The sequence below is a fragment of the Mesorhizobium australicum genome (genome assembly GCF_900177325.1).
GTDB classification, from domain to species: Bacteria; Pseudomonadota; Alphaproteobacteria; order Rhizobiales; family Rhizobiaceae; genus Mesorhizobium_A; species Mesorhizobium_A australicum_A.
In genome coordinates, this window is record NZ_FXBL01000004.1 from 1,612,632 (window position 1) to 1,636,339 (window position 23,708).

At 65.6% G+C, this 23,708-nt stretch carries 23 protein-coding genes; 6 read left to right on the plus strand and 17 right to left on the minus strand.

Annotation, left to right across the window (positions count from 1 at the left end):
- Positions 1-157 precede the first annotated feature (157 nt).
- Complete coding sequence (locus B9Z03_RS10205; RefSeq protein ID WP_085464110.1) at positions 158-427, plus strand: DUF6460 domain-containing protein; 270 nt, start codon at positions 158-160, stop codon at positions 425-427.
- Positions 428-464: 37 nt separating this feature from the next.
- On the opposite strand, the gene B9Z03_RS10210 is transcribed toward B9Z03_RS10205, so the two are convergent.
- Both B9Z03_RS10210 and B9Z03_RS10215 read right to left on the minus strand, forming a co-directional pair.
- A complete protein-coding gene (locus B9Z03_RS10210) occupies positions 465-1,541 on the minus strand; it encodes a quinone-dependent dihydroorotate dehydrogenase (protein ID WP_085464111.1) in 1,077 nt (358 codons plus the stop codon).
- Positions 1,541-1,888 (minus strand): DUF952 domain-containing protein, encoded by a 348-nt coding sequence (locus B9Z03_RS10215; RefSeq protein WP_085467589.1) that lies wholly within the window; start codon positions 1,886-1,888, stop codon positions 1,541-1,543. Before B9Z03_RS10215 ends, B9Z03_RS10210 begins: the two co-directional genes overlap by 1 nt.
- A 119-nt stretch (positions 1,889-2,007) precedes the next feature.
- Between B9Z03_RS10215 and B9Z03_RS10220 the strand changes: the two genes are divergently transcribed.
- A complete protein-coding gene (locus B9Z03_RS10220) occupies positions 2,008-2,439 on the plus strand; it encodes a hypothetical protein (RefSeq protein ID WP_085464112.1) in 432 nt (143 codons plus the stop codon).
- 5 nt (positions 2,440-2,444) lie between these two features.
- Here the strand turns inward: B9Z03_RS10220 and B9Z03_RS10225 are convergent, their stop codons facing one another.
- The 3 genes from B9Z03_RS10225 to galE all read right to left on the minus strand — a co-directional run bounded on the left by B9Z03_RS10225 (position 2,445) and on the right by galE (position 5,027).
- Positions 2,445-2,840, minus strand: a complete 396-nt coding sequence (locus B9Z03_RS10225) for a hypothetical protein (protein WP_085464113.1) — start codon at positions 2,838-2,840, stop codon at positions 2,445-2,447.
- Between the two features lie 123 nt (positions 2,841-2,963).
- Positions 2,964-3,824 (minus strand): D-alanyl-D-alanine carboxypeptidase family protein, encoded by an 861-nt coding sequence (locus B9Z03_RS10230; protein WP_085464114.1) that lies wholly within the window; start codon positions 3,822-3,824, stop codon positions 2,964-2,966.
- 156 nt (positions 3,825-3,980) lie between these two features.
- Complete coding sequence (galE, locus tag B9Z03_RS10235) at positions 3,981-5,027, minus strand: UDP-glucose 4-epimerase GalE (protein WP_085464115.1); 1,047 nt, start codon at positions 5,025-5,027, stop codon at positions 3,981-3,983.
- 276 nt (positions 5,028-5,303) lie between these two features.
- On the opposite strand from galE, the gene hemA reads away from it, so the two are divergent.
- Positions 5,304-6,581: a 5-aminolevulinate synthase gene (hemA, locus tag B9Z03_RS10240; protein WP_085464116.1), complete on the plus strand. Its 1,278-nt coding sequence runs from the start codon at positions 5,304-5,306 to the stop codon at positions 6,579-6,581.
- Between the two features lie 82 nt (positions 6,582-6,663).
- Entirely contained in the window at positions 6,664-7,266 is a 603-nt protein-coding gene (locus B9Z03_RS10245) for a nuclear transport factor 2 family protein (RefSeq protein WP_085464117.1), read from the plus strand.
- A gap of 5 nt (positions 7,267-7,271) precedes the next feature.
- Here the strand turns inward: B9Z03_RS10245 and B9Z03_RS10250 are convergent, their stop codons facing one another.
- The gene (locus tag B9Z03_RS10250; protein WP_085464118.1) at positions 7,272-8,444 is read right to left on the minus strand and encodes a pyridoxal phosphate-dependent aminotransferase; all 1,173 of its coding nucleotides are present in this window, start codon (positions 8,442-8,444) and stop codon (positions 7,272-7,274) included.
- Between the two features lie 109 nt (positions 8,445-8,553).
- On the minus strand, positions 8,554-8,976 hold the full coding sequence (gene mscL, locus B9Z03_RS10255) for a large conductance mechanosensitive channel protein MscL (protein WP_085464119.1): 423 nt from the start codon (positions 8,974-8,976) through the stop codon (positions 8,554-8,556).
- A gap of 213 nt (positions 8,977-9,189) precedes the next feature.
- Here mscL and B9Z03_RS10260 point away from each other — a divergent pair, with 213 nt between their 5' ends.
- A complete protein-coding gene (locus B9Z03_RS10260; RefSeq protein WP_085464120.1) occupies positions 9,190-12,684 on the plus strand; it encodes a hybrid sensor histidine kinase/response regulator in 3,495 nt (1,164 codons plus the stop codon).
- 1 nt (position 12,685) lies between these two features.
- Here the strand turns inward: B9Z03_RS10260 and B9Z03_RS10265 are convergent, their stop codons facing one another.
- The 10 genes from B9Z03_RS10265 to B9Z03_RS10310 form a co-directional block, all read right to left on the minus strand.
- The gene (locus B9Z03_RS10265) at positions 12,686-13,321 is read right to left on the minus strand and encodes a response regulator (protein ID WP_374684923.1); all 636 of its coding nucleotides are present in this window, start codon (positions 13,319-13,321) and stop codon (positions 12,686-12,688) included.
- A 144-nt stretch (positions 13,322-13,465) separates the two neighbouring features.
- The gene (locus B9Z03_RS10270; protein ID WP_085464122.1) at positions 13,466-15,055 is read right to left on the minus strand and encodes an FGGY-family carbohydrate kinase; all 1,590 of its coding nucleotides are present in this window, start codon (positions 15,053-15,055) and stop codon (positions 13,466-13,468) included.
- A 2-nt stretch (positions 15,056-15,057) separates the two neighbouring features.
- Positions 15,058-15,738: an HAD family hydrolase gene (locus B9Z03_RS10275; protein WP_085464123.1), complete on the minus strand. Its 681-nt coding sequence runs from the start codon at positions 15,736-15,738 to the stop codon at positions 15,058-15,060.
- 69 nt (positions 15,739-15,807) lie between these two features.
- On the minus strand, positions 15,808-17,280 hold the full coding sequence (locus B9Z03_RS10280) for a mannitol dehydrogenase family protein (RefSeq protein WP_085464124.1): 1,473 nt from the start codon (positions 17,278-17,280) through the stop codon (positions 15,808-15,810).
- A gap of 11 nt (positions 17,281-17,291) precedes the next feature.
- Entirely contained in the window at positions 17,292-18,065 is a 774-nt protein-coding gene (locus B9Z03_RS10285; protein WP_280174852.1) for an L-iditol 2-dehydrogenase, read from the minus strand.
- Entirely contained in the window at positions 18,062-19,060 is a 999-nt protein-coding gene (locus tag B9Z03_RS10290; RefSeq protein WP_085464126.1) for an ABC transporter ATP-binding protein, read from the minus strand. Before B9Z03_RS10290 ends, B9Z03_RS10285 begins: the two co-directional genes overlap by 4 nt.
- A gap of 30 nt (positions 19,061-19,090) precedes the next feature.
- Positions 19,091-19,915, minus strand: coding sequence for a carbohydrate ABC transporter permease (locus B9Z03_RS10295; protein ID WP_085464127.1), 825 nt, complete (start codon positions 19,913-19,915; stop codon positions 19,091-19,093).
- Positions 19,916-19,927: 12 nt separating this feature from the next.
- Positions 19,928-20,800 (minus strand): carbohydrate ABC transporter permease, encoded by an 873-nt coding sequence (locus tag B9Z03_RS10300; protein ID WP_085464128.1) that lies wholly within the window; start codon positions 20,798-20,800, stop codon positions 19,928-19,930.
- Between the two features lie 227 nt (positions 20,801-21,027).
- Positions 21,028-22,338 (minus strand): ABC transporter substrate-binding protein, encoded by a 1,311-nt coding sequence (locus B9Z03_RS10305; RefSeq protein ID WP_085464129.1) that lies wholly within the window; start codon positions 22,336-22,338, stop codon positions 21,028-21,030.
- 115 nt (positions 22,339-22,453) lie between these two features.
- Complete coding sequence (locus tag B9Z03_RS10310) at positions 22,454-23,350, minus strand: LysR substrate-binding domain-containing protein (RefSeq protein WP_085464130.1); 897 nt, start codon at positions 23,348-23,350, stop codon at positions 22,454-22,456.
- 100 nt (positions 23,351-23,450) lie between these two features.
- Between B9Z03_RS10310 and B9Z03_RS10315 the strand changes: the two genes are divergently transcribed.
- Entirely contained in the window at positions 23,451-23,705 is a 255-nt protein-coding gene (locus tag B9Z03_RS10315) for a hypothetical protein (protein WP_139832223.1), read from the plus strand.
- Positions 23,706-23,708 lie beyond the last annotated feature (3 nt).

Below are 23,708 nucleotides of genomic sequence, written 5' to 3' on the forward strand. Positions count from 1 at the left end.
TGAGCAGCGTCTCCGCCGGCCAGCTACACTTCATTCAGGGCGCGTTCGGACACCGCGGGTACTCCGTCCTTCGCCGTCTTGCTGCATATCGCGTCTATCGCCGGCTTGATATCGCCACTCTCTGCGCGTATCTGCCGGCTGTATCGGAGATGAATCCATGCCCGACGGCGTGAATCGCATTCTTGGCGACAGCCCGCTGCGCCTGCTCTTGAAGCTGGTGGTCGCGTCCTTCATCGTCGGCATGATCATGGCCTCGCTCGGCCTGTCGCCGTGGGATATCCTCATCGGCGCCCGCGATTTCCTGGTCCGGCTCTGGAACATGGGCTTTTCCGCCATCGACCAGTTCCTGGGTTACATCCTGCTGGGCGCGGCGGTCGTGGTGCCGATCTGGCTGATCCTTCGGCTCGTCAACTACCGCCGCAACTGATCGCGGCTTCCAGGACGAGGGCGCCGTTTGGGAGCGCCTAATCCAGCGTTGCTTCTGCCCAGCGCTCTGTTGCGCTGTCACGGATGTCGCGGATAGAGGCGAGGCCCTCCCTGGCGGCGAAGCGGGACAGGCCGGATACAATTTCGCCCGGCAGGCCGGGCCCCGCAAAGATCATCCCCGTATAGAGCTGGACGAGATCGGCCCCGGCGCGGATCTTCTCGATCGCCGTCTCAGTTGTGTCGATCCCGCCGACGCCGACCAGCGGAAAATCCGGCCCCAGCCTCAGGCGCATCCGCGCGAGCATCGCCGTCGAGCGGTGGAAAAGGGGACGACCCGACAGCCCGCCCGCCTGCTTCGCCGTCTCCGTGTCTTGAACGCCGGCGCGGGAAAGCGTGGTGTTCGACACGATCAGTCCATCCAGCTTCTGCGTGAGCAACTCGGCGGCAATGTCGTCGAGATCGGCATCGACGAGATCCGGCGCGATCTTCAGGAAGATCGGCGTCGCAACTCCCGTCCCGGCGCGCGCCGCGATCACCCTGCCCAGCAGTTCGGCGAGTGCCTCGCGGCTCTGCAGCGCCCGCAGTCCTGGTGTGTTCGGCGAGGAGATGTTGACGGTCAGGTAGGACGCGCTCCTCGCAAAGGTACGCACCCCGGCCTCGTAGTCCGCGATCCGGTCGGCCGAATCCTTGTTGGCGCCGATGTTGACGCCGACAATGCCGCCGCCCCGCCGCTTTGCCAGTCTCTGCGCCAGTGCCGCATGTCCCTGATTGTTGAAGCCGAGACGGTTGATCACGCCGCGGTCGCTCATCAGGCGGAAGATGCGCGGCTTCGGATTGCCCGATTGGGGCAAGGGGGTAACCGTCCCGACCTCCGCGAAGCCGAACCCCAGCCGCAGCAGCGCGTCCGGAATCTCGCCGTTCTTGTCGTAGCCCGCCGCCATGCCGAGCGGATTGGGGAAGCGCAGCCCGGCGATCTCGACCGTAAGGCGCGGATCAGGCTTCGGGGAGCAGGCGAGAGGCATGCCCGACCTGAGCGCCGCGATCGAAAGGCCATGCGCCGTTTCCGGGTCGAAGGCGAAGAGCAGTGGCAGCCCGAGTTTGAAGGGCGAGACCATCAGGCGCCGAGGTCCGGAAACACATGGTTGCCGTCAGGGCCGAGCGGCATCTCTCTGACCCACAGCGCGGCGGAAACGGGCACGGGAGCATAGAGGTGTGGGAAGAGCGCGCCGCCGCGCGACACCTCGTAGCGCATCGCCGCGCCGAACGCGCCGTCGTCCACCGCGATCAGCAGAAGGTCGCCCTGGCCGGCGAAGTGTTTCGCCGCGGTCTCCCGCACCTGCTCGGCGGTCGAGAAATGGATGAAGCCGTCCGCAAGGTCGATCGGCGCGCCCTCGAACAGGCCCGTCTCCGCCGCCTTGTCCCACAGCGCGCGCGGCGCGATCTTGTAGATAATCCGTGACATGGCTGCGCTATAGACGACAAGCCGACGCGCCGGAAGCGGGGTGGACCCAACCGCGGACATGTCCACCGCATTTCCGGCGCAAAGATCAGGGATGAATCGCGAGAGAGCAGGAGGTCCCCATGCGCATCGCCCGACTGGCAGCATTCGCCCTCGCCGCGACCATTCCGGCCGCCGTCGCGCAAGAGGCGGAAACCCGCTATACGCTCGAAAAGACGCCGGACGGCTATGTCCGCATGGATAACCGCACCGGCGAGATGTCGGTCTGCACGGAGCGCGCGGGACAACTCGTTTGCCGTCTTGCCGCCGACGAACGCTCCGCGTGGCAGGGCGAGATCGACCGGCTGACGCGCCGTCTCGACGAGGTCGAAAAGCGTCTCGGCGCGCTCGAAGGCTCGCCCACCCCGCAGACGGCGCTGCCGAGCGAGGAACAGTTCGAGCAGAGCTTGACCTTCATGGAGCGCTTCTTCCGCCGCTTCATCGACATCGTGAAGGATCTGGAAGCCGAAACCGATACCGCCAAGCCCGAGGCGCCATCGCCGCAGAAGACCTGATCAACTCAACCGGCGGTCGGCGGCGAATAAGGCGTGAGGCCCGCAAGCTGAAGCAGGGCGGAAGCGGCGAACAGCCCGAGCGCCACCCACAGCGTTACCTGGGCATAGTGGCCGTAGACCTCGCGCATGATCGTCGCGAAGACGAGCTTGGCATGAGCCTCCGCCGGCCGGTTCGCCTCGTCCAGATAGAGCCAGACTTCGCTGTGCCGCGGATTGCGCGAGGCAGCCGTCATTGCCCTCCAGAGAAGGATCAGGGACATAACGAGCGCCAGCACCGCGCCCGACCTGAACGACGAAACCGGCGCAAAGGAAAAGCCGACCATCACGCAGCCGATCGCGAGCCAGCCGAACATCACCGCGCGTCCGACGCACTCGACGGCAACCTGCCTGATCTGGTTCATGTCGCTCTCCGGCGGAGCACTTTGGGACGATCATTGCTGCGTCATGGGCCGCATCGCAAATCACTTTGCGGAGAAGCCGCCAGGCAGTGTTTCGTTCCCGCGAATGTCCGGAATTTCGCGCGGTCAGGTATGCGTGCCGCCGCGGCTGGCCGCTGCCGGCAGGTAGCGCTGGATCAGCTCCTGCACATGGGCGTTGCGGCCGTTTGCGCTCTCGCCGCCCATCACCGTCACGATCAGGCGCTTGCCGTCGCGATTCACCGAGGTGACGATGTTGAAGCCCGAGGCACGGATATAGCCGGTCTTGATTCCGTCGATCCCGCCGGTCTCGAGCAGCTTGTTGTGGCCGCGCACCATCTTGCCCGCATAGGCAAATTCGCGCGTCGAGAAATAGGCATAGTGGTGCGGGAAGCGCTGGCGCAGCGCCATCCCGAGCAGGGCCATATCCCGGGCGCAGGTCTGCTGCCCGGCGTCGGGAAGGCCCGAAGCGTTGCGGAACGTTGTCTTCGTCATCCCGAGCGCGCGCGCCCTGGCGGTCATGTTGGCGGCGAACTGCGCCTCCGATCCGCCGAGATACTCGCCGACGGCGGCCGCCACGTCGTTGGCCGAGCGCACGACCAGCGCGCGAATGGCGCTGTCGACATCGATCGATCCACCCGGCTTGATCCCCATCTTGGTTGGCGGCTGCGAGGCGGCGTGGGCCGAGATCGGAATCTGGGTCGACTTGCTGATGCGGCCGGAATCCAGCGCCTCGAACAGCATGTAGATGGTCATCATCTTGGTGAGGGAGGCCGGATAGCGGATCTGGTCGGCCGAGGCGGAATAGAGCGTGCGGCCGGTGTTCGCGTCGACCACGATCGCGGCATATTTCTCCGACTGGATCGGCTGGATCTGCAGCGCCCTGGTCGGCGAACTCGTGGAACAGGCCGCAAGCGAAAAGGCCATCGCCCCTGCCAGGACAAGCCGCAAGATCGGTCGCATGTTCATTCCGGCCGCCTAGAACCCTCATGTCCCGCCGGAGCGGCGGGCGATTGCCCCTCGGCGCCACCTGTCGCGCCGCTGTGGCGCGGCGTCAACTCCCGCGGGAATTGCCGCGTACACATGCCCGTGAGTTCTCCGAAAGGTGTTGCGCGGATGCCGCGCTCAGGCGCCGATCCGCCCGGTAAGGCCCGCCCAACTCGAATCCTGTGAGTCGGCGTCCCAGATCGCATTGCGCTTCGAAAGCGCCTTCTCCCACGCGATCGAGGTCTCCGCGATCGTGTCGATGCTGTCGTAGCGTGGCACCCAGTTGAGCGTCGACTTCAGCAGAGTCGGATCGGCGATGACGCAGGGCATGTCGCCTTCGCGCCGCGGTCCGAGATGCACCTCGATGCTGCGCCCGCTTGCGCGCTGCACCGCCTCGATCAGGTCGAGCACGGAATATCCGTGGCCGTAGCCGCAATTTGCGACCAGGTTGCCGCCGCCCGAGCGCAGATGCAGCAGCGCCAGGCGATGCGCGGCGACGAGGTCACTCACATGGATGAAGTCGCGGATGCAGGTGCCGTCATGCGTCGGATAGTCGGTGCCGAACACTTCGATGCGGCTGCGCTTGCCGAGCGCGGCCTCGACTGCGACCTTGACCAGATGCGTCGCGCCCTTGGTCGATTGGCCGGTGCGGCCGCGCGGATCGGAGCCGGCGACGTTGAAATAGCGCAGCGCGGCGTAGTGGAACTCGTGCGCGCGGGCGACATCCCGCAGCATCAGCTCCGTCATCATCTTCGAGACGCCATAGGGCGTCTCCGGCGCCAGCCTATAGCTCTCCGGCACCGGATCGGAATGGGTCATGCCGTAGACGGCGGCCGTGGAAGAGAAGATGAAGTTCTTTACCCCGCCGCGCACGGCCGACTCGATCAGGGTGCGCGACTTGGAGGTATTGTTCTCGTAATAGGCGAGCGGATCGGCGAGCGATTCCGGCACCACGGCCGAGCCGGCGAAATGGATGATCGAATCGATGTCGTTGCGGCGCAGGATGGTCTTCATCAGCTCCTGATCGGCGATGTCGCCGATGACAAGGCGCGCCTCGGGCGGCACGGCCCAGCTGAAGCCGGTCGACAGACGGTCGAGCACCACCACGTCCTCGCCGTGGTCGAGCAGTTCCCAGACCATGTGGCTGCCGATATAGCCGGCGCCTCCCGTCACAAGTACAGCCATACGAAGCACCCTTTGGCCGACCAAGGCCGGCAAGACGCGCCGGCCGCCCGGATTTCCGGTGCCCCAAGGTTAGCGCGAAAGGCTTAAGGAAGCGTAGGCTGAAAACTTGGGGCTGCCGGCGTGTCTTGATCCAGGACAAAGCGGCATCGGCCCGAAACGTTCATTTGGGAATAGCTGCTGCATCGGCAGCGTTTGCCGTGGCAATTTGACCGTCAGCGGCGAATGGATTCCCCCGGCGTCCGGGACTATGTTCCGGCGCGAATGCAGGACTAGGGTATGAACTACCAACGTTTTTTCCAGGAAGCGATCGATCAGCTCCACGCCGAGCGCCGCTATAGGGTCTTCGCCGATCTCGAGCGGATCGTGGGTTCTTTCCCCCGCGCGATCTGGCGCTCCGGCGGCGACACAAAGGAAATCACCGTCTGGTGCTCGAACGATTATCTCGGCATGGGCCAGCATCCGGATGTGATCGCAGCCATGCAGAACGCGGCCGGGTGCATGGGCTCCGGCGCTGGCGGAACGCGCAACATCTCCGGCACCAACCATCCGCTTGTCGAGCTCGAGGCTGAACTCGCCGACCTGCACGGCAAGGAGGCTGGCCTCGTCTTCACCTCCGGTTTCGTCTCCAACGAGGCGTCGATCTCGACCATCGGACGCCTGCTGCCCAACTGTCTCATCCTCTCGGACGAACTGAACCACTCCTCGATGATCGAGGGCGTGCGCCGCTCGGGCGCGGAGAAGAAGGTCTTCCGTCACAACGACGTGCGCCATCTGGAAGAGCTGCTGCGTGCGGCGGGGCGTGAGCGCGCCAAGCTGATCGTGTTTGAATCCGTCTACTCGATGGATGGCGATATCGCGCCGATCGCCGAGATCGCCGACCTCGCCAAGCGCTACAATGCCATGACCTATATCGACGAGGTCCATGCGGTAGGCATGTATGGCGACCACGGCGGCGGCATCACCGAGCGCGAGGGGCTCGCCGACCGCATCGACGTGATCGAGGGCACGCTGGCCAAGGCATTCGGAACGCTGGGCGGCTACATCACCGGCACCAGGGAAGTGATCGACGCGGTCCGCTCCTATGCGCCGGGATTCATCTTCACAACAGCGCTGCCGCCTTCCATTGCAGCGGCCGCGACTGCCTCGATCCGCCACCTCAAGGTGTCGGGTGCCGAGCGGGAGGCGCAGCAGCGCCAGGCCACGCACACGAAGGAGGTTCTTTCGGGAGCGGGCCTGCCCGTCATGCCCTCGCAGACGCATATCGTGCCGGTGCTCGTTGGCGATCCGGAACTGTGCAAGATGGCGAGCGACCGGCTGCTCGCAGTGCACGGCATCTACATCCAGCCGATCAACTATCCGACTGTGCCGCGCGGTACCGAGCGCCTGCGCATCACCCCGACGCCGTTCCACACCGACGGATTGATCGACGGGCTGAAGGACGCGTTGGTCGAAACCTGGACCGCGCTCGGCATACCGTTCAGCGACATGCGCAAGCCGGGCATCGAAAAGAGCGACCGGATCATTCCGCTGGTCGTGCCGTCCGCCGGCGGCTGACCGGAAGCCAGCGTCGCGCCTTTGACTCAAAGGCTGGTGAGCGCATAGCGTGCGTCCTGTTTCCTGACGCACGGAGGGCGCGATGTTGGATGCTCGCGACGATCGGCTGGCGATCCGCGATCTCGTCGAAAACTGGGCCGTCTGGCGCGACGCCGGCGAGTGGCAGCGGTTCCGAACCGTTTGGCACGACGACGGTATCATGATGGCCACCTGGTTTCAGGGGACGGCTGATGAGTTCATCGCGGTCAGCAAGTCGGGCTTCGAGCGCGGCGTACGGATTCTGCATTTTTTGGGCGGCTCATCGATCGATGTCGCCGGCGATCGCGCGATCGCGCAGACCAAGATGACCATCAGCCAGCGTGCGGACGTTGAAGATGTCCTCTGCGACGTCGTCTGCACCGGCCGCTTTTACGATTTCCTCGAAAAGCGTGACGGCAGATGGGGGCTGGTCCTGCGCCAGCCGATCTACGAAAAGGATCGCATCGATCCCGTCGATCCCAAGCAGGTCCCGCAACTGGATCGGAAACTTCTGGAGAGCTTCCCCGAAGGCTATCGGCATCTCGCCTATCTTCAGACGGGCATCGGCTACCGGGTCAAGCCCGATATGCCGGGGCTGACCGGCGATGCGGTGCAGGCCCTGTATGCGCGCGGCAGAAGGTGGCTTGCGGGCGGACCGGCGGTCTGAAGGCCTCAGAGGTTCCTGATCCAGGTTGCCAGCCGGTTGGCCGATTCCTCCACCTGATCCAGCCGGCGGTGGAAGCAGATGCGGAAGAATCCGGCGCCGTCCTCTTCGAACGCCGTTCCAGGCGCCAGTCCGACATTCGCCTGGTCGACGATGTCGAACGCGGCCTGGCGCACGTCGGTCACCCCGTCGATCGAGAAGTAGAGATAGAACGCGCCCGCCGGCACGCTGAAGCGAGCCCGTCCGGTCTCGCCGAGGATGCGGCAGACGATGTCGCGCGCCTGATGCGCGCGCTCGACCTGCGAGGCGATGAAGGCGTCGCCATGATCGAGCGCTGCGACCGCGCCGCGCTGCATGAACTGCGCGACGCCGGAGGTCGAATACTGGATCAGGTTCTCGAACACGGCCTGGAGGTCGGGATGGACCTTGAGCCAGCCGACGCGCCAGCCGGTCATGGCCCAGTTCTTCGAGAAGCTGTTGACGAAGAGGATGCGGTCGTCCGGCTCCATCACGTCCATGAACGACGGCGCGCGCCGGCCGCCATAGTAGAACAGCGAATAGATCTCGTCGGCGACGATCCAGATACCCTTTTCGCGCGCCATGGAAAGCAGCGCCTTCAGCGTCTCGATGTCGGCGGTCCAGCCGGTCGGGTTCGACGGCGTGTTGACGAACAGCGCCCGCGTGCGCGGCGTGATCGCGGCCTCTACCTTGTCGACGTCGCAGGTCCAGCCATTGCCGGACCAGTCGAGATGGACCGGCACCGGCCTGGCACCGGCCACGCCCGCCGCGGCGGCGAGATTCGGCCAGGCCGGCGACAGGTAGACGATCTCGTCGCCCGCGCCGGCGATGGCGTCGATGGCAAGCTGGATCGACTGCATGCCGGAGCCGGTGACGATGAACTCCTCGGCGGCGAAGTCGCGGCCGAAATGACGCCTGTGATAGCGCGCGAGCGCCTCGCGCAACTCGGGAATGCCGCGCTGCCAGGTGTAGAAGGTCTCGCCGGCGCCGAGCGCCTCCATCGCGGCCATGGTGATGAAATCAGGTGTCGGCAGGTCTCCCTCGCCAGCCCAGAGCGGGATCAGCCCCTCTTTGCCACGGCCGTGGTTCATGACGGCGACGATGCCGCTTTCAGGCGCGAGGCGCGCTTCGGGACGGAGATAGGATGTGATGGAGGCAGGCAAGGAAGGCTATCCGGTTGGAAGCCAAGCCTTAGCCGGTTTCCAGCCCCGACAAAACAGAAATCCCCGGCCGCGGGCGACCGGGGAGTGTGTTGCGGACGTCTCCTGACGATCAGGCCTTCTTGGCGAGAAGGTCGCGGATCTCCGTGAGGAGCTGCACGTCTGCGGGGGCAGCGGCCACTTCGACCGGCTTCTCCTTCTCGAGGCGCCTGCGCAGGTTGTTCAGCAGCTTGACCATGATGAAGATGATCCACGCCAGGATCAGGAAGTTGATCACGACGGTCAGGAAGCTGCCATAGGCGAACACCGCGCCCTGCTTGCGTGCCTCCTCCAGCGAGGTGGCGGTGACCGACGACGACAGAGGGAGGAAATAGTTGGAGAAGTCGAAGCCGCCGAAGATCGCGCCCACGATCGGCATGATGATGTCGCTCACGAGTGACGAGACGATCAGACCGAACGCACCGCCGATGATGACGCCAACGGCAAGGTCCATGACGTTGCCCTTCGAGATAAACTCCTGGAATTCCTTCAGCATCTGGTCCCTCCGAAATGCGGGGTTGCACAGGCCGGCCGCAATCCATTGGCAGCCCGATCGCGTGACCATAGCGGATTCCGTTCCGGCAGACAGTGCAAAATTCGCGGCGTAGCCGCCGCTGAAGGGAACTTTTCCCGCGACTTACGTCGCCCTTGATCGCCCGCCACAAGACGCGCAATGGTTCTGCCACGCCGGCCAAGGAGGAAATAGGGCGTGCAGGGCTGGGTCATCGTCATCATCGCGATCGCCTACGTCACGCTGCTGTTCGGCGTGGCGAGCCTCGGCGATCGCCGCGCGGCCCTGCTCGGCTCGGGCCACTCGCGCCCGTATATCTATGCTGCGAGCCTTGCGATCTACTGCACCTCCTGGACCTTCTTCGGCTCTGTCGGCCTCGCCTCCGAGCGCGGTCTCGAATATCTGGCGATCTATATCGGCCCGGCGCTGGTCTTCATCTTCGGCTTCCCGCTGCTGCGCCGGGTGATCCGTCTCGCCAAGACCGAGAAGATCACCTCCGTCGCCGACTTCCTCGCAGCCCGCTACGGCAAGAGCTTCGCCGTCGCCTCGATCGCCACCATCATCGCCACCGTCGGCGCCATCCCCTACATCGCCCTCCAGCTCAAGGCGATCTCGGGGTCGGTCAGCCTGATGGTCGAGCACTACAACGGCGCGGCTCCGGCCCTGGATTTCTTCATCGGCGACGTGTCGCTCGCCGTCGCCTTCCTGCTGGCCGTGTTCGCCGTGCTGTTCGGCACGCGCCACGCCGACGCGACCGAGCATCAGGACGGGCTCGTGCTCGCGGTGGCGGTGGAATCGATCGTCAAGCTTGCCGCCTTCCTGGTGATCGGCCTTGCAATCACCTTCTTCTTCCTCGGCGGTCTTGACGGTTTCATCGCGGCCACCTCGGCGAATGCGGAGGTGACCCAGGCGGCGAACTACCAGACATCGCCATCCACCTGGATCGTGATGACGGTGCTGAGCGGCTTCGCGATCCTGCTCCTGCCGCGCCAGTTCTACGTCACCATCGTCGAAAACCGCAGCGAGGGCGAGCTGCGCACGGCGACATGGCTCTTTCCGCTCTATCTGGTGGTGATCAACCTGTTCGTCCTGCCGATCGCGTTTGCCGGCCTGACGCTCGTGGGCCACGAAACCTCGGCGGACCTCTATGTTCTGTCCGTGCCGCTGCTCGCGGGCCACGACCTGCTTGCGCTCGCCGCCTTCATCGGTGGCCTGTCGGCGGCCACCGCGATGGTGATCGTCGAGAGCGTCGCGCTCGCCATCATGATCTCCAACGATCTGGTCATCCCGATCTTCGCCCGCGGCATGCTGCGCCCGACCGAGCGCCGGCGCGAGGACCTCTCGACGGTGATCCTCAACATCCGTCGCGCTGCGATCTTCATCGTCCTGTTCGTGGCCTTCCTCTACTACCGCGAGGCGACGACAAACACGCGGCTGGCCTCGATCGGGCTGATGTCCTTTGCTGCGATTGCCCAGTTCGCGCCGGCCTTCGTGGGCGGGCTGGTGTGGCGCGGCGCCAATGCGCGCGGCGCCATCCTCGGTATGACGGCGGGTTTTGCCGTCTGGACCTACACGCTGCTCGTCCCGTCTTTGCTTCCACCCGACACCGACTTCGTCGCGCACGGCCTGTTCGGGATCGCCGCGCTGCGGCCGCAGGCGCTGATCGGCACGGTCGCCGAGCCGCTGAACCACGGTGTGCTGTGGAGCCTCGCCATCAACACGCTCTTCTTCGTGCTGGGATCGCTGTCGCGCGCCTCGAAGCCGCTGGAACGCATCCAGGCCGCGCTCTTCGTGCCGCGCGACCAGAACCCGATGCCGAGCCTGCGCCGCTTCCGCACCGCGGTCACCGCCAACGACCTGCGCGAGACGATTTCACGCTATCTCGGCGTCGAGCGGACGGAGCGCTCGTTCGAGACCTTCGAGAAACAGTCGGGCGCCCGCATCGTCGGGTCGGAGCCCGCGAACACGGCGCTGATCCGCTATTCCGAACAGTTGCTCACCAGCGCGGTCGGTTCGTCGTCGGCCCGGCTGATCCTGTCGCTGCTGTTCCAGCGCAACGACAAATCCTCGCGCGACGCGTTCCGCCTGCTGGACGACGCGTCGGAAGCCCTCCAGCAGAACCGCGACCTGCTGCAGATCGCGCTCGACCAGATGGCGCAGGGCATCACCGTGTTCGACCGCGATTTCCGGCTGACCTGCTGGAACCGCCAGTATCGCGTCCTGTTCGACCTGCCGGAGGAACTGGGGCAGGTAGGCGTCTCGCTCAGCCAGATCCTCGACCTGCTCGTCCAGCGCGGCGACCTGGAACCCAGCGCGGAGACGACCATTCTCGACCGCCTGTCGACCTATGACCAGCCCTGGCAGCTGGAGCTCAGGACCAGCGGCCGGATCGTGGAGCTGCGCTCGAACCCGATGCCTGACGGCGGCATGGTGGCGACCTATGCCGACATCACCGCGCGGGTGCATGCCGACAAGGCGCTGAAGGTCGCGAATGAGTCGCTCGAACAGCGCGTCGCCAGCCGTACGGCGGAACTCACCCGCGTCAACAGGGAGCTGGCCGAGGCGCAGATGCTGGCCGAGGAGGCCAATCTCGGCAAGACCCGCTTCCTCGCGGCCGTCGGCCACGACATCCTCCAGCCGCTCAACGCCGCGAGGCTCTACTGCGCTTCGCTGATCGAGCGCACGCGCAAGGGCTCGGAGCGGGAGGCGGCCGCCAACATCGATTCCGCCCTCGATTCCGTCGAGGCGATCCTGGGCGCAGTGCTCGACATTTCGAGGCTCGATGCGGGCGCGATGAAGCCGCAAGCGACCGTGTTCCGCCTCGACGGCCTGCTGCGCCAGATCGGAACCGACTTCCAGCCGCTCGCGCGGGAGAAGAACCTCAGCCTGCGCATCGTGCCGTCCAGCATCGCGGTGATGACCGACCGCAACCTGTTCCGGCGCCTGCTGCAGAATCTCGTCTCCAACGCGATCAAATATACCCGCTCCGGCAGCGTGCTGGTCGGCGCGCGCCGCCGCGGCTCGCTGGTCGAGATACAGGTGGTCGACACCGGCATCGGCATTCCGGCGGACAAGCTGAACAGCGTTTTCCAGGAGTTCCTGCGGCTGGACGAAGGGGCGAGGGAGGCGCAGGGGCTTGGCCTCGGCCTGTCGATTGTCGACCGCATTGCTCGCGTGTTGCGCCTGGAACTGAGGCTCGGTTCGACCGAGAAGGGCACGACCTTCTCCGTGCTCCTGCCGATTTCGGCCGCGCAGGAACTTCCGGTCCTGGAGCGCGGCCGAGTCGAGCGGCAGGGGGCCTTCTCGGTCGACGGCATGACCGTCTATTGCATCGACAACGACGAACGGATCCTGGAAGGGATGCGCCAGCTTCTCGAAGGCTGGGGATGCCGCGCCGTGCCGATCTCGGGCAGTGCCGCGCTCGACGCCATGGATGCGAAGGAACTGCCGCGGCCGGACATCGTGTTCGCCGACTACCATCTCGACGACGAGACGGGTTTCGACCTGATCGCCGCCCTGCGCCTGCGCTTCGGTGAGGAGGTGCCGGCGGTTCTCGTGACGGCCGATCGGTCGGCGGATGTGCGCCAGAAGGCTGCCAACCTCGACATCCCTATCCTCAACAAGCCGGTGAAGCCGGCCGGCCTGCGTTCGATGCTCGCCCGGTATCAGCGCACGGCCGCGGCCGCTGAATAGGTCAGGCGGTGGGCAGCGGCTCGGAGCCGATCTTGGAAAGCTGGATCACGGCCTGGGTGCGGCTGTCGACGCCGAGCTTCTGCAGCACGGCGGACACATGCGCCTTGATCGTCGCTTCGGACACGCCAAGCTCGTAGGCGATCTGCTTGTTGAGCAGACCTTCCGCCAGCATCGACAGGACGCGCGACTGCTGCGGCGTCAGCGACTGCAGCCGCTGGATCAGGTCGGAAATCTCGGGATCCGCCTCGACGCCGAGGTCGATGTCTTCCGGCGACCAGATCCCGCCGGCGAGCACGGTCGAGATGGCCGTGCGGATATGCTCCATGCTGGACGACTTCGAGATGAAGCCGGACGCGCCGAGGCTGAGCGCGCGGCGTATCGTCTCCGGGTCGTCATGCGCCGACACGATGACGACCGGCACGCCGGCCTGGATACCGCGCAGCGCGACAAGGCCGGACAAGCCGCTGACGCCGGGCATGGCGAGGTCGAGCAGAATGAGGTCGAGATCGTCGTTGGCCGCCACGATCGCCCGCGCGGTCTCGAAGTCGCCCGCCTCAAGTATTTCCGGATCGCCGCCGATCCCGGCCAGCGCCTGCTTCAGCGCGCCGCGAAACAGCGGATGATCGTCGGCGATCATGAACCTGACGCCTGTTGCCACCCGTTCCTCCCGAATATCCGACGGTCTGTTGCCAGCGGTTTGAATCAGGACTTTAGGCGCTCGGCAAAGCATTTCAAGCGCCGCATCGCCGCGAGGGACGGAGTTTTCCGGCGATCTTGGCGTCTAGCCCCGATGTTGCTCGGCCATCCGCGACAATTCCTGCCGATGCCGGTACATCGCCTTCAGCATCGCGTCGTCGCGGTCGAAAGCGGCGCGGACGGTCGGATTGGGCATCCGGCGTCGCTCAGGCTGCCTCATGGCCTGACATGCCGCTGCGAGGTCGGGATGGATGCCTGCCGCCGCCGCTCCGGCCATCGCCGTGCCGAGCAGCACGGCGTCTTCCGCTTCCGTCTCCGCCACCTCCACGCCGGTCGCGTCGGCATAGAGTTCCATCAGAAGCGGATTGCGCGTGTGTCCGCCGGTGACGTGCAGGGATTCGATGCTGTAGCCGTGCGCGTTCATGTGCTCGAGGATTTGCCGCACGCCAAGCGCGATGGCTACCGCCGTGCGCCAGTAGAGCCGGCACAGCCCGTCGAAGGATGCATCGAGCGTCAGGCCGCTGATTGCGCCGGTCGCATGCGGGTCGGCGAAGGGGGAGCGGTTGCCGTGGAAGTCCGGCAGCACGTGCAGGTCCGGCGCCAGATGCGGTTCGCGCGCGCGCAGTTCGGCGATCCTGGCGATGATGCGTGCATGTGCCTGAGCATCGGGTTCGCCGCCCTTGCCATGCAGCCGGATGATATGATCGAGCAGCGCGCCCGTCGCGGACTGGCCGCCTTCGGATTGCCAGAGCCCGGGCAGGGCGGTGCCGAAATAGGGGCCCCAGATGCCGGGCACCATGCGCGCATCTCCGGCAAACGCCATCACGCAGCTCGACGTGCCGGCGATCAGCGCCAGATGCCGGTCGGCGGCCTCGGAGGCATGCGCGCCGATCACGCCGAGCGAGCCGGCGAAGGCGTCGATCATTCCGGGACTGACGAGGCAGGACGGCGACAGGCCAAGTTCTCCGGCAGCGGCCGGCGTCACCGTGCCGATGGCGCTCCCGACAGCACTGGCTTCGTCCGGCAGGCCACCCCGAACGAGCATATCGCCGAGGCCGACCCTGTCGAAGAAATCGCGCCGCCAGCCGCCCTCATGCGCGAGATAAGTCCATTTCGTCGTCAGCGTGCATTGCGAGCGCGCCGTCGTTCCCGTCGCCTTCCAGGTGAGGAAATCGGCGAGGTCGAAGAAATGCCCGGCCGCCGCCCAGGTCGCCGGTGCGTTCCGCTTCAGCCACATCAGCTTCGGCGTCTGCATTTCCGGCGACATCACGCCGCCGATATGGGCGAGCACCGGATGACCGGTGGCGGTGCATTCGTCCGCCTCGGCGAGCGCCCGGTGGTCGAGCCAGACGATCGTGTCCCAGCGGCTCTCGCCACCTGCCGACACGGAGAGTTGGCGCCCGTCCCTCCCGCGCACCACCAGCGAGCACGTCGCGTCGAAGGCGATCGCGCCGATGTCGTCGGGCCGGGCCTCCGACTTCGACCTGGCGGACTGCACAGCGCGGCAGACGGCGCGCCAGATGTCCTCGGAATCGTGCTCCGCCTGGTTTGCCGACGGACGGTTCATCGCGATCGGATGCTCGCCCCGGCCGAGCTGACGGCCGGCGGCGTCGAAGATGCCGGCGCGGGCGCTGCCGGTTCCGACATCGACGGCACAGATCAGCCGGCGCGCCACGGTCAGGTCGCCGGCGTGCCCGGAAGGATCAGGTCGGGAAGAAGGCGCATGTCGTCGAAGATCGCATCCGGTGCGAGCGCCTCGACTGCCGCGCGGAGCCCGCTCGGCGCGGCATGTGTTCCTCCCGTGAAGGCGAGCACGCGCATTCCGGCGCTCTTGGCCGCCTGGATGCCGGCCGGACTGTCCTCGACCACGACGCAGTCCCGCGGCTGCGTGCCCATCTCGCGCGCCGCATGCAGGAAGAGGTCGGGCGCCGGCTTGCCGTGCTTCACCATGGTGGAACTGTATATGTGCGGCTCAAGGCTTTCCAGTAGGCCCGTCAGCGACAGCGAGAGTCGTATTCTCTCGGGCTTCGACGAAGAGGCCACGCAGCGCGGCCCGGAAATGCGCGCCAGCGCATCGGCGATGTGCGGGATCGGCTTCAGGTCGCGGCGAAAGCGGTCGTTCAGCCGCCCGCGAAGCACGTCCAGATGCGCGTCGGTGACCTGAAGCCCGAAATCGTCATGCATGATCGACACGATGGTCGCCATCGAGCGGCCGAGGAAGCGCGTATAGGCGAGGTCCTTGGCGAGCGGCGCGCCGAGCTCGACGAAATAGTTCGTCAGCACGTCGATCGAGAGCGGCTCGCTGTCGACCAGCACGCCGTCGCAATCGAAGATGACAAGACCGGGGCGAATACTCATGCAACCATCCGTCGCGACCGGGGCTGCCGCCTCCTTGACCCGGCCCGTTTCATTGCGGCACCGCCTTCTCTACGATCCGAGATAGCGGCGCAAGGTCGCCTCCGTGCCGTCGGTCCACAGATGGCGCAGCCATTCGGCGAAGCTCGCTCGAAAGGCGGGCGCCTCACCGACGGCGCCGTAGACGTCATCCATCGACAGCCAGGCCGACGGCTCCGACCTCGCGGCGTGCGAGACCACCTGCAACCGGTCCCAGCCCGGATCGTTCGGCGCAATCTCGCGGCCGGAATCGCTGACGCCGTAGCAGTAGCGGCACCAGAGTGCCGATTCGAGCGCGAGGCCCGACACGCCTTCGCCGCGCGCCAGCCGGTCCGTGATGCTCGGCACGATGAATTTTGGCTGGCGGTTCGACCCGTCAAGGCAGAGCCGCCGCACCGTGTCGCCGATCTTCGGATTGGCGAAACGCTCTTCGATCAGGGCGTAGTAATCCTCGAGGCTGGTGTCGGGAACGGGCGGCAGCACGGGAATGATCTCCTCGCGCTCGACCTTGCGCAGGAAGCCAAGCACCAGCGGATGCGCCATCGCCTCGTGCACGAACTCGATGTCCATCAGCCCGGCGGGATAGGCGATGACCGCATGGCCGCCATTGAGGATGCGGATCTTCATGTGTTCGTAGGGCGTCACGTCCGGCACGAACTGGACGCCGACCTTCTCCAGCGCCGGCCGGCCGGCGGGGAAGTTGTCCTCCAGCACCCATTGCCGGAAGGTCTCGCAGAACACCGGCCATTCGTCCTCGACGCCGAACTGGTCTGCGGCGATGCGGCGCTCGCGCTCGCCGGTCGCGGGCGTGATCCGGTCCACCATCCCGTTCGGGAAGGCGATCTCGTTGCGTATCCAGCCGGCAAGGGTTGGGTCGGAGAGCTTCGCCAGACCCACCACGGCGTTGCGCGTCACCACTCCGTTGTGGGGGATGTTGTCGCAGGACATGACGGTGAAGGGCTGAACGCCGCTCGCCCGGCGCAGCTTCAGACCGGCTACGATCAGGCCGAACACAGTCTTCGGTGCGTCCGGGCGCGCGCCATCGGCCACGATCGCGGGATGCGTGGCGTTGAATGCTCCGGTCGCCGGGTCGATGAAATAGCCGCCCTCGGTGATGGTCAGCGAGACGATGCGGATTGCCGGATCCGCGAGCCTTGCGATGATCGTCGCGGCATCGCCGGGCTTCAGGTAGTCGACCATCGCGCCGGTGACCCGTGCCGACATCCGTGTCGCGTCCTGTTCGACCACGGTGGTCAGCCAGTCCTGCCGCTCGAATTTCTCCCGCGCGGCGGCGTCCGCATCGAGCACGCCCGCGCCGACGATCGCCCAGTCATAGCCGGAGCCGAGATTGAACAGGTCGTCCAGATAGACCGCCTGGTGGGCGCGGTGGAAGTTGCCGACGCCGAAATGCAGGATGCCGCCGCTCAGCTGCGAGCGGTCGTAGCGCGGCACGGCGACGTTCTTCGGCAACCTGTGGAGGTTCTGGGCTGTGAGCTTGGTCGGCATTGTCGTGATCCTCAGCTCATCCAGTTGCCGCCGTCGACGTTGTAGGTCTGGGCGACGATGTAGTCGGCTTCCGCCGAAGCCAGGAAAACGGCCATGCCGGTGAGGTCGGCGGCGGTGCCCATGCGCCCATAGGGCACGGCCTCGCCGACGAGCTTCTTCTTCTCGCCCGGCTTGCGGCCCTCATATTTCGCGAACAGCGAATCGACGTGGTCCCAATGCTCTCCGTCGACCACGCCGGGCGCGATCGCATTGACGTTGATGCCGTGCTTGATCAGGTCCAGTCCGGCCGACTGAGTGAGCGAGATGATCGCGGCCTTGGTGGCGCAGTAGACGCCGACCAGCGCCTCGCCGCGCCGTCCGGCCTGGCTCGCCATGTTGATGATCCTGCCGCCGCGCCCGCGCGCGATCATCGACTTCGCCGCCGCCTGGAGCATGAACAACGCGCCCGCGACATTGACCGAGAACAGCCGGTCGTAGCTCGCGCGCGTGATGTCCACGATCGGCGCGAGGTCGAAAAGCGCCGCATTGTTGATCAGGATGTCGATGCCACCAGTCCGGTCCTCGACCGCCTTGACCGCCGCATCGATGGAATCCTGTCGCGTCACGTCGAGTGAGACGGCATATGCCTTCGGTCCGATCTCGGCGGCGGTCGCTATCGCCGCATCGACGTTGACATCGCCGATCGCCACCGTCGCGCCTTCGCGCACATAGGCCTCGGCGAAGGCGCGGCCGATGCCCCGCGCCGCTCCCGTGATGAGCGCCGACCTGCCTTCCAGACGCATCAGCGGATCGCCTTTCCGTCCTGGTCGAAGCGGTGCAGCTTGGTGGCGTCCGGCGTCAGCCATATCTCGTTGCCGTGGTCGACACGGATTTCGCCGTCGGCGCGCACCGTCAGTGTGCCGACGTCGGAATTGACATGCAGGAACGTGTCGGAGCCGAGATGTTCGGCGACCCCGACAGTGCCTTTCCACTCTCCGGACGCGGTCGAAACCTTGAGGTGCTCGGGCCGGATGCCGATCGTGGCGGCATCGTGCTTCGATGCCGCGGCACCTGTGATGAAGTTCATCTTCGGCGAGCCGATGAAACCGGCGACGAACAGGTTCTTCGGCGACTTATAGAGCTCAAGCGGCGAGCCGACCTGCTCGATGTTGCCGGCGTTGAGCACGACGATCTTGTCGGCCATCGTCATCGCCTCGACCTGGTCGTGCGTGACGTAGATCATCGTCGTCTTGAGTTGCTGGTGAAGTTCGGAGATTTCCAGCCGCATCGTGCCGCGGAGCGCCGCGTCGAGGTTGGACAAGGGCTCGTCAAAGAGGAAGGCGGAAGGCTGGCGCACGATGGCGCGGCCGATCGCGACGCGCTGGCGCTGGCCGCCGGAGAGCTGGCCCGGGCGGCGTTCGAGATAGTTGGTCAGGTTCAGCGTCGCGGCCGCCGCCTTGACCTTGCGGTCGATCGTCGCCTGATCCTCTCCCGCCATCTTGAGCGGAAAGGCGATGTTCTTCGCCACCGTCATGTGCGGGTAGAGCGCATAGGACTGGAACACCATCGCGAGCTTGCGCTTGGCCGGCGCTTCATTGGTGACGTCGCGTCCGTCGATCTCGATCGTGCCGCCGCTGGTGTCCTCCAGCCCCGCGATGAGGCGGAGCAGCGTGGACTTGCCGCATCCCGACGGCCCGACGAAGACGACGAACTCGCCGTCCTCGATGACGAGGTCGATGTCGGGGATGATGGTCGTCGCGCCGAAGGATTTCGACACATTCCTGAGCGTGATGTTGCCCATTTCAGTCCCTCCCGGAAATTATCGTGGGTGCTACTTCACGGCGCCGAATGTCAGGCCGCGCACGAGCTGCTTCTGGCTGAACCAGCCCATGATCAGGATCGGCGCGATGGCGAGTGTGGAGGCGGCCGACAGCTTCGCCCAGAACAACCCTTGCGGACTGGAAAACGAGCTGATGAAGGCGGTGAGCGGGGCGGCTTCCGTCGTCGTCAGGCGAATGGTCCAGAACGCTTCGTTCCATGCGAGGATGATGTTCAGCAGCATCGTCGAGGCGATGCCGGGCACCGCCATCGGCGTCAGCACGTGGACGATCTCGTTCCACAGCGAGGCGCCATCCATCCGCGCCGCTTCCAGGATCTCACCCGGGATCTCGCGGAAATAGGTGTAGAGCATCCACACCACGATCGGCAGGTTGATCATGGTCAGCATCACGGCAAGCCCGATGCGGGAATCGAGCAAGCCCAGGTCGCGGAAGATGATGTACATCGGGAACAGCACGGCCACCGCCGGCATCATCTTCGTCGACAGCATCCACATCAGCACGTCCTTGGTGCGCTTTGTCGGCGAGAACGCCATCGCCCAGGCGGCGGGAATCGCGATCAGCAGCGCCAGAAGCGTCGAGCCGACCGACAGGATCACCGAATTCATGAACGGTTTGAAGTAGTTGTACTGGCCCTGCACCTCCGCGTAGCTCTCCGTCGTGAACGACGGGATGAGCTGGAAGCCGGCGATCGCCTCGGTCTCGGATTTGAACGAGGTGATGACCGTGTAGAGGATCGGGAAGAAGATCAGCAGGGCGACGATCCAGGCCGCGACGGTGGCGAGGACCTTGTGCTGTGTCGTGACTTTGCGGGCCATGGCTGTTCTCCCTCACTTGTCCAGGTTCTTGCCGACCGCGCGCATGGCGAAGAAGGCGACGACGTTGGCGAGGATCACGGCGATGATGCCGCCGGCGGAAGCCTGGCCGATTTTGAATTCCAGCGACGCCTTCTGGTAGACGAGGAAGGGCAGGTTGGTGGATGCGTAGCCCGGCCCGCCATTGGTCGTGACCAGGATCTCCGCATAGACCGCGAGCAGGAAGATCGTCTGGATCAGGATCACCACCGTGATCGCCCGCGACATATGCGGCAGCGTGAGGTACCAGAACCGCGACAGCGCCCCGGCCCCGTCCATCTCCGCCGCCTCCTTCTGCTCTCCGTCGAGCGATTGCAGCGAGGTCAAAAGGATCAGCGTCGCGAAGGGCAGCCACTGCCAGGCGACGATCATGATGATCGAGAACAGCGGATATTGCGCGAACCAGTCGACCGGTTGCAGGCCGAGGAAGCGGGCGAGGTCGGCCGAGACGCCGTAGCCGGGATGCAGGATCATGTTCTTCCACACCAATGCCGCGACGGGCGGCATGACGAAGAAGGGCGAGATCACCAGGATACGCACAAAGCCCTGGCCGAAGATCGGCTGGTCGAGCAGCAGCGCGAGCAGGATGCCGCCGACGACGGTGATCAAAAGCACCGCGCCGACGATGATCAGCGTGTTGAGGATCGCGAAGAAGAAGGCCGGATTCGAGTAGAACAGCGCGTAGTTGGCGAAGCCGACGAAGCCGTCGCGGATCGGATTGAGCGGATTGTACTGCTGGAACGACAGCCAGAGCGTGATCGCCAGCGGCACGATCATCCAGATGAACAAAAGCACGACCGACGGCGCCATCATCAATCGGGCGAGCGTTCGGGTCTGTCGCGTGGCCATGGGACGATCTCCACATATCAGGACGTACGGCGCGGCGCTGGTCGTTCTTCTCCCCGTTCATGGGGAGAAGGTGGCCCGAAGGGCCGGATGAGGGGCGGCTCTCACTTTCGAGAGTTTGGCTGCCCTCATCTGCCTGCCGGTATCTTCTCCCCGTGAACAGGGAGAAGAAGGCTCCGAAGAGGTGGCCGCCCGGACGGGTCCGGACGGCCAAGGCACCGGGAGGTTGCCTATTGGATGTAGCCGCCTTCCTTCATCGCGGCGGTGGCGGCGTCCTGCGCCTGCTTCAGCGCATCGTCGACCGACATCTGGCCGGCAAGTGCCGCCGAGAAGAGCTGGCCGACGGTGGTGCCGAGGCCCTGGAACTCGGGGATGGCGACGAACTGCACGCCGACATAGGGAACCGGCTTGACGGTCGGCTTGGTCGGGTCGGCCGCGTTGATCGAATCCAGCGTCATCTTCGCGAACGGAGCCGCCTTCTGGTATTCAGGGTTCGCATAGAGCGACGTGCGGGTGCCCGGAGGCACGTTGGCCCAGCCTTCCTTGGAGGCGACGAGTTCGGCGTAGCTCTTGCCGGTCGCCCAGGCGATGAACTTCTGCGCGGCCTCCGCCTTCTGCGTGCCCGCCGGCACGGCGAGGTTCCATGCCCACAGCCAGTTGCCGCGCTTGCCCAGCCCATTGTCGGGCGCGAGCGCGTAGCCGACCTTGTCGGCGACGGTGGAGTCCTTCGGATTGGAGACGAAGGAGGCGGCGACCGTGGCGTCGATCCACATGCCGCACTTGCCCTGCTGGAACAGAGCCAGGTTCTCGTTGAAGCCGTTCGAGGACGCACCCTGCGGACCGGCGTCGTTCATCAGCTTCACATAGGTGTCGAGGGTGTTCTTCCACTCGGGCTGGTCGAACTGCGGCTTCCACTCCTCGTCGAACCAGCGCGCGCCGAAGGAATTCGACATCGCGGTGAGGAAGGCCATGTTCTCGCCCCAGCCGGCCTTGCCGCGCAGGCAGATGCCGTTGATGCCGGCGGCGCGGTCGGTCATCTTGCGGGCGGCTTCGCCGATGAACTCCCAGGTGGGCGCGTCGGGCATCTTGAGCCCTGCCTTCTCCATCAGGTCGGTGCGGTACATCACCATCGAGCTCTCGCCGTAGAAGGGCGCGGCATAGAGCTTGCCGTCCATGGAGATGCCGCCGCGGATGGCCGGCAGAAGGTCGTCGACGTCGTAGTCGGCGCCGAGATTGTCGAGCGGCAAGAGCCAGTTCTGCTTCGCCCAGATCGGAACCTCGTAGGTGCCGATGGTCATCACGTCGTACTGGCCGCCCTTGGTGGCGATGTCGGTGGTGACGCGCTCGCGCAGCACGTTTTCCTCAAGCGTGACCCAGTTGAGCTGGATGTCCGGATTCTTCGAGGTGAAGTCGTCCGCCAGCTTCTGCATGCGGATCATGTCGCCATTGTTGACGGTGGCGATGGTGAGCGTCTCCGCCTGGGCCGACCAGGCGAGGGCAAGCGTGGAACACGCGCCCAGGATGAGCGTCCTGAAAGTCATCGATTTCCTCCCAAACAGCCTTATTGAGCAAATGCCTTGGCTATGGGCAATTACTCACACTCTCTGATTTAGGTCAAGACGGATTCGTTGCTGCGGCGCAGCACGCGGACAGGCGTCAGGGAGCGGAGCGGGCGAGTTCGGCAAGCAGCCATTCGCGGAAGGCGCGGATCTTCGGCACGTTGCGACGTGCCGTCTGATGGACCAGCCAGTAGGAGTGGTTGTCGTGGCCGAGGATGTCGAAGGGCTGGATCAGGCTGCCGGCCGCGAGTTCCTGGGCGAACATCGCCGGGGTGAGGATGCCGACCCCGAGCCCGGCGACGACGGCGCGGCCTTCATAGCTCTGCGAGCCGAACTGGCTTCGCGGGCGCGTCGCAAGCGCGGAGGCAGCGTCCACCCCGGCCAAGCCGAACCAGGTCGTCCACCACGGGTCGCCCGCATCGACGATCGGAAGCTTGAGCAGGTCGGCGGGTTCGCGCACGCCGCCGATGCTGGCGGCAAGCGACGGGCTGAGCATCGGGGTGAAGGTCTCGTGAAACAGGAAATGCGAATCCAGCCCGGCCCACTGCCCGATCGAGCTCGAACGGATGGCGACGTCGATGTTGTCGCGCGCCAGGTCGGCGAGAAGGTCCGAGGTCTCGATCCGCACCGCGATCCTGGGGTTGTCCATCTGGAAGGAGCCGAGATGCAGCGCCAGCCAGTTCGCGGCGAAGGTGGGGATCGTGCTGATCGAGAGCGTGCCCTGGCCGGTCCGCGCGGTCTCGTAGGCCTCCGCGATCTTCCTGAACGCGTCCGTCGATGCGATCGCCAGAGCCTGCCCCGTCTCGGTCAGCAGCACCTGCCTCGGCCTGCGCACGAACAGCGCGGAGCCAACCCGCTCTTCCAGGACCTTGATCTGGTAGCTCACCGCCGCCTGGGTCATGGCAAGTTCTTCGGCTGCGCGGGTGAAGCTCAGATGCCGGGCCGCCGCCTCGAAGGCGCGGAGTGCTGACAGAGGGGGAAGGCGGCTCGACATGCATAAGCCCTGTTAATTTATACTGCGCCACGTTCGATTGGTCGGCAAGGCACTGATGGCCCATATCGATGACATCGGATTCTGCCGGAAGGAGGTTTCCATGTCGATCGCATTCATCCATTCGATCCTTGCCGCCATGCGCCGTGCGGCACGGGTTCTGATCCGCGAACACGCCAGAAAGCGCAGGAATGCCATGGCTGTGCAACATCTCGCGGCGCTGCCGGCCTATCTGCGCCAGGACGTCGGCCTCAGGGAAGATGTCGACTTCGTCGACGTGGTCGAACACGGCATCAGGCAGCGCGCGGCCGACGAGGGCACGCGCCGTACCTTCGCCATCCTGCCGCACGCGATATAAGTC

Excerpts from the sequence above, each read along its gene's own strand:
- B9Z03_RS10210 (WP_085464111.1), bottom strand. The coding sequence starts at position 1,541 with ATGGTCTCGCCCTTCAAACTCGGGCTGCCACTGCTCTTCGCCTTCGAC.
- hemA (WP_085464116.1), top strand. The coding sequence starts at position 5,304 with ATGAACTACCAACGTTTTTTCCAGGAAGCGATCGATCAGCTCCACGCC.
- B9Z03_RS10265 (WP_374684923.1), bottom strand. The coding sequence starts at position 13,321 with ATGATCGCCGACGATCATCCGCTGTTTCGCGGCGCGCTGAAGCAGGCG.
- B9Z03_RS10310 (WP_085464130.1), bottom strand. The coding sequence starts at position 23,350 with ATGTCGAGCCGCCTTCCCCCTCTGTCAGCACTCCGCGCCTTCGAGGCG.
- B9Z03_RS10220 (WP_085464112.1), top strand. The coding sequence starts at position 2,008 with ATGCGCATCGCCCGACTGGCAGCATTCGCCCTCGCCGCGACCATTCCG.
- B9Z03_RS10290 (WP_085464126.1), bottom strand. The coding sequence starts at position 19,060 with ATGGGCAACATCACGCTCAGGAATGTGTCGAAATCCTTCGGCGCGACG.
- galE (WP_085464115.1), bottom strand. The coding sequence starts at position 5,027 with ATGGCTGTACTTGTGACGGGAGGCGCCGGCTATATCGGCAGCCACATG.
- mscL (WP_085464119.1), bottom strand. The coding sequence starts at position 8,976 with ATGCTGAAGGAATTCCAGGAGTTTATCTCGAAGGGCAACGTCATGGAC.
- B9Z03_RS10295 (WP_085464127.1), bottom strand. The coding sequence starts at position 19,915 with ATGGCCCGCAAAGTCACGACACAGCACAAGGTCCTCGCCACCGTCGCG.
- B9Z03_RS10215 (WP_085467589.1), bottom strand. The coding sequence starts at position 1,888 with ATGTCACGGATTATCTACAAGATCGCGCCGCGCGCGCTGTGGGACAAG.
- B9Z03_RS10205 (WP_085464110.1), top strand. The coding sequence starts at position 158 with ATGCCCGACGGCGTGAATCGCATTCTTGGCGACAGCCCGCTGCGCCTG.
- B9Z03_RS10280 (WP_085464124.1), bottom strand. The coding sequence starts at position 17,280 with ATGCCGACCAAGCTCACAGCCCAGAACCTCCACAGGTTGCCGAAGAAC.
- B9Z03_RS10225 (WP_085464113.1), bottom strand. The coding sequence starts at position 2,840 with ATGAACCAGATCAGGCAGGTTGCCGTCGAGTGCGTCGGACGCGCGGTG.
- B9Z03_RS10300 (WP_085464128.1), bottom strand. The coding sequence starts at position 20,800 with ATGGCCACGCGACAGACCCGAACGCTCGCCCGATTGATGATGGCGCCG.
- B9Z03_RS10305 (WP_085464129.1), bottom strand. The coding sequence starts at position 22,338 with ATGACTTTCAGGACGCTCATCCTGGGCGCGTGTTCCACGCTTGCCCTC.
- B9Z03_RS10230 (WP_085464114.1), bottom strand. The coding sequence starts at position 3,824 with ATGAACATGCGACCGATCTTGCGGCTTGTCCTGGCAGGGGCGATGGCC.
- B9Z03_RS10245 (WP_085464117.1), top strand. The coding sequence starts at position 6,664 with ATGTTGGATGCTCGCGACGATCGGCTGGCGATCCGCGATCTCGTCGAA.
- B9Z03_RS10315 (WP_139832223.1), top strand. The coding sequence starts at position 23,451 with ATGTCGATCGCATTCATCCATTCGATCCTTGCCGCCATGCGCCGTGCG.
- B9Z03_RS10275 (WP_085464123.1), bottom strand. The coding sequence starts at position 15,738 with ATGAGTATTCGCCCCGGTCTTGTCATCTTCGATTGCGACGGCGTGCTG.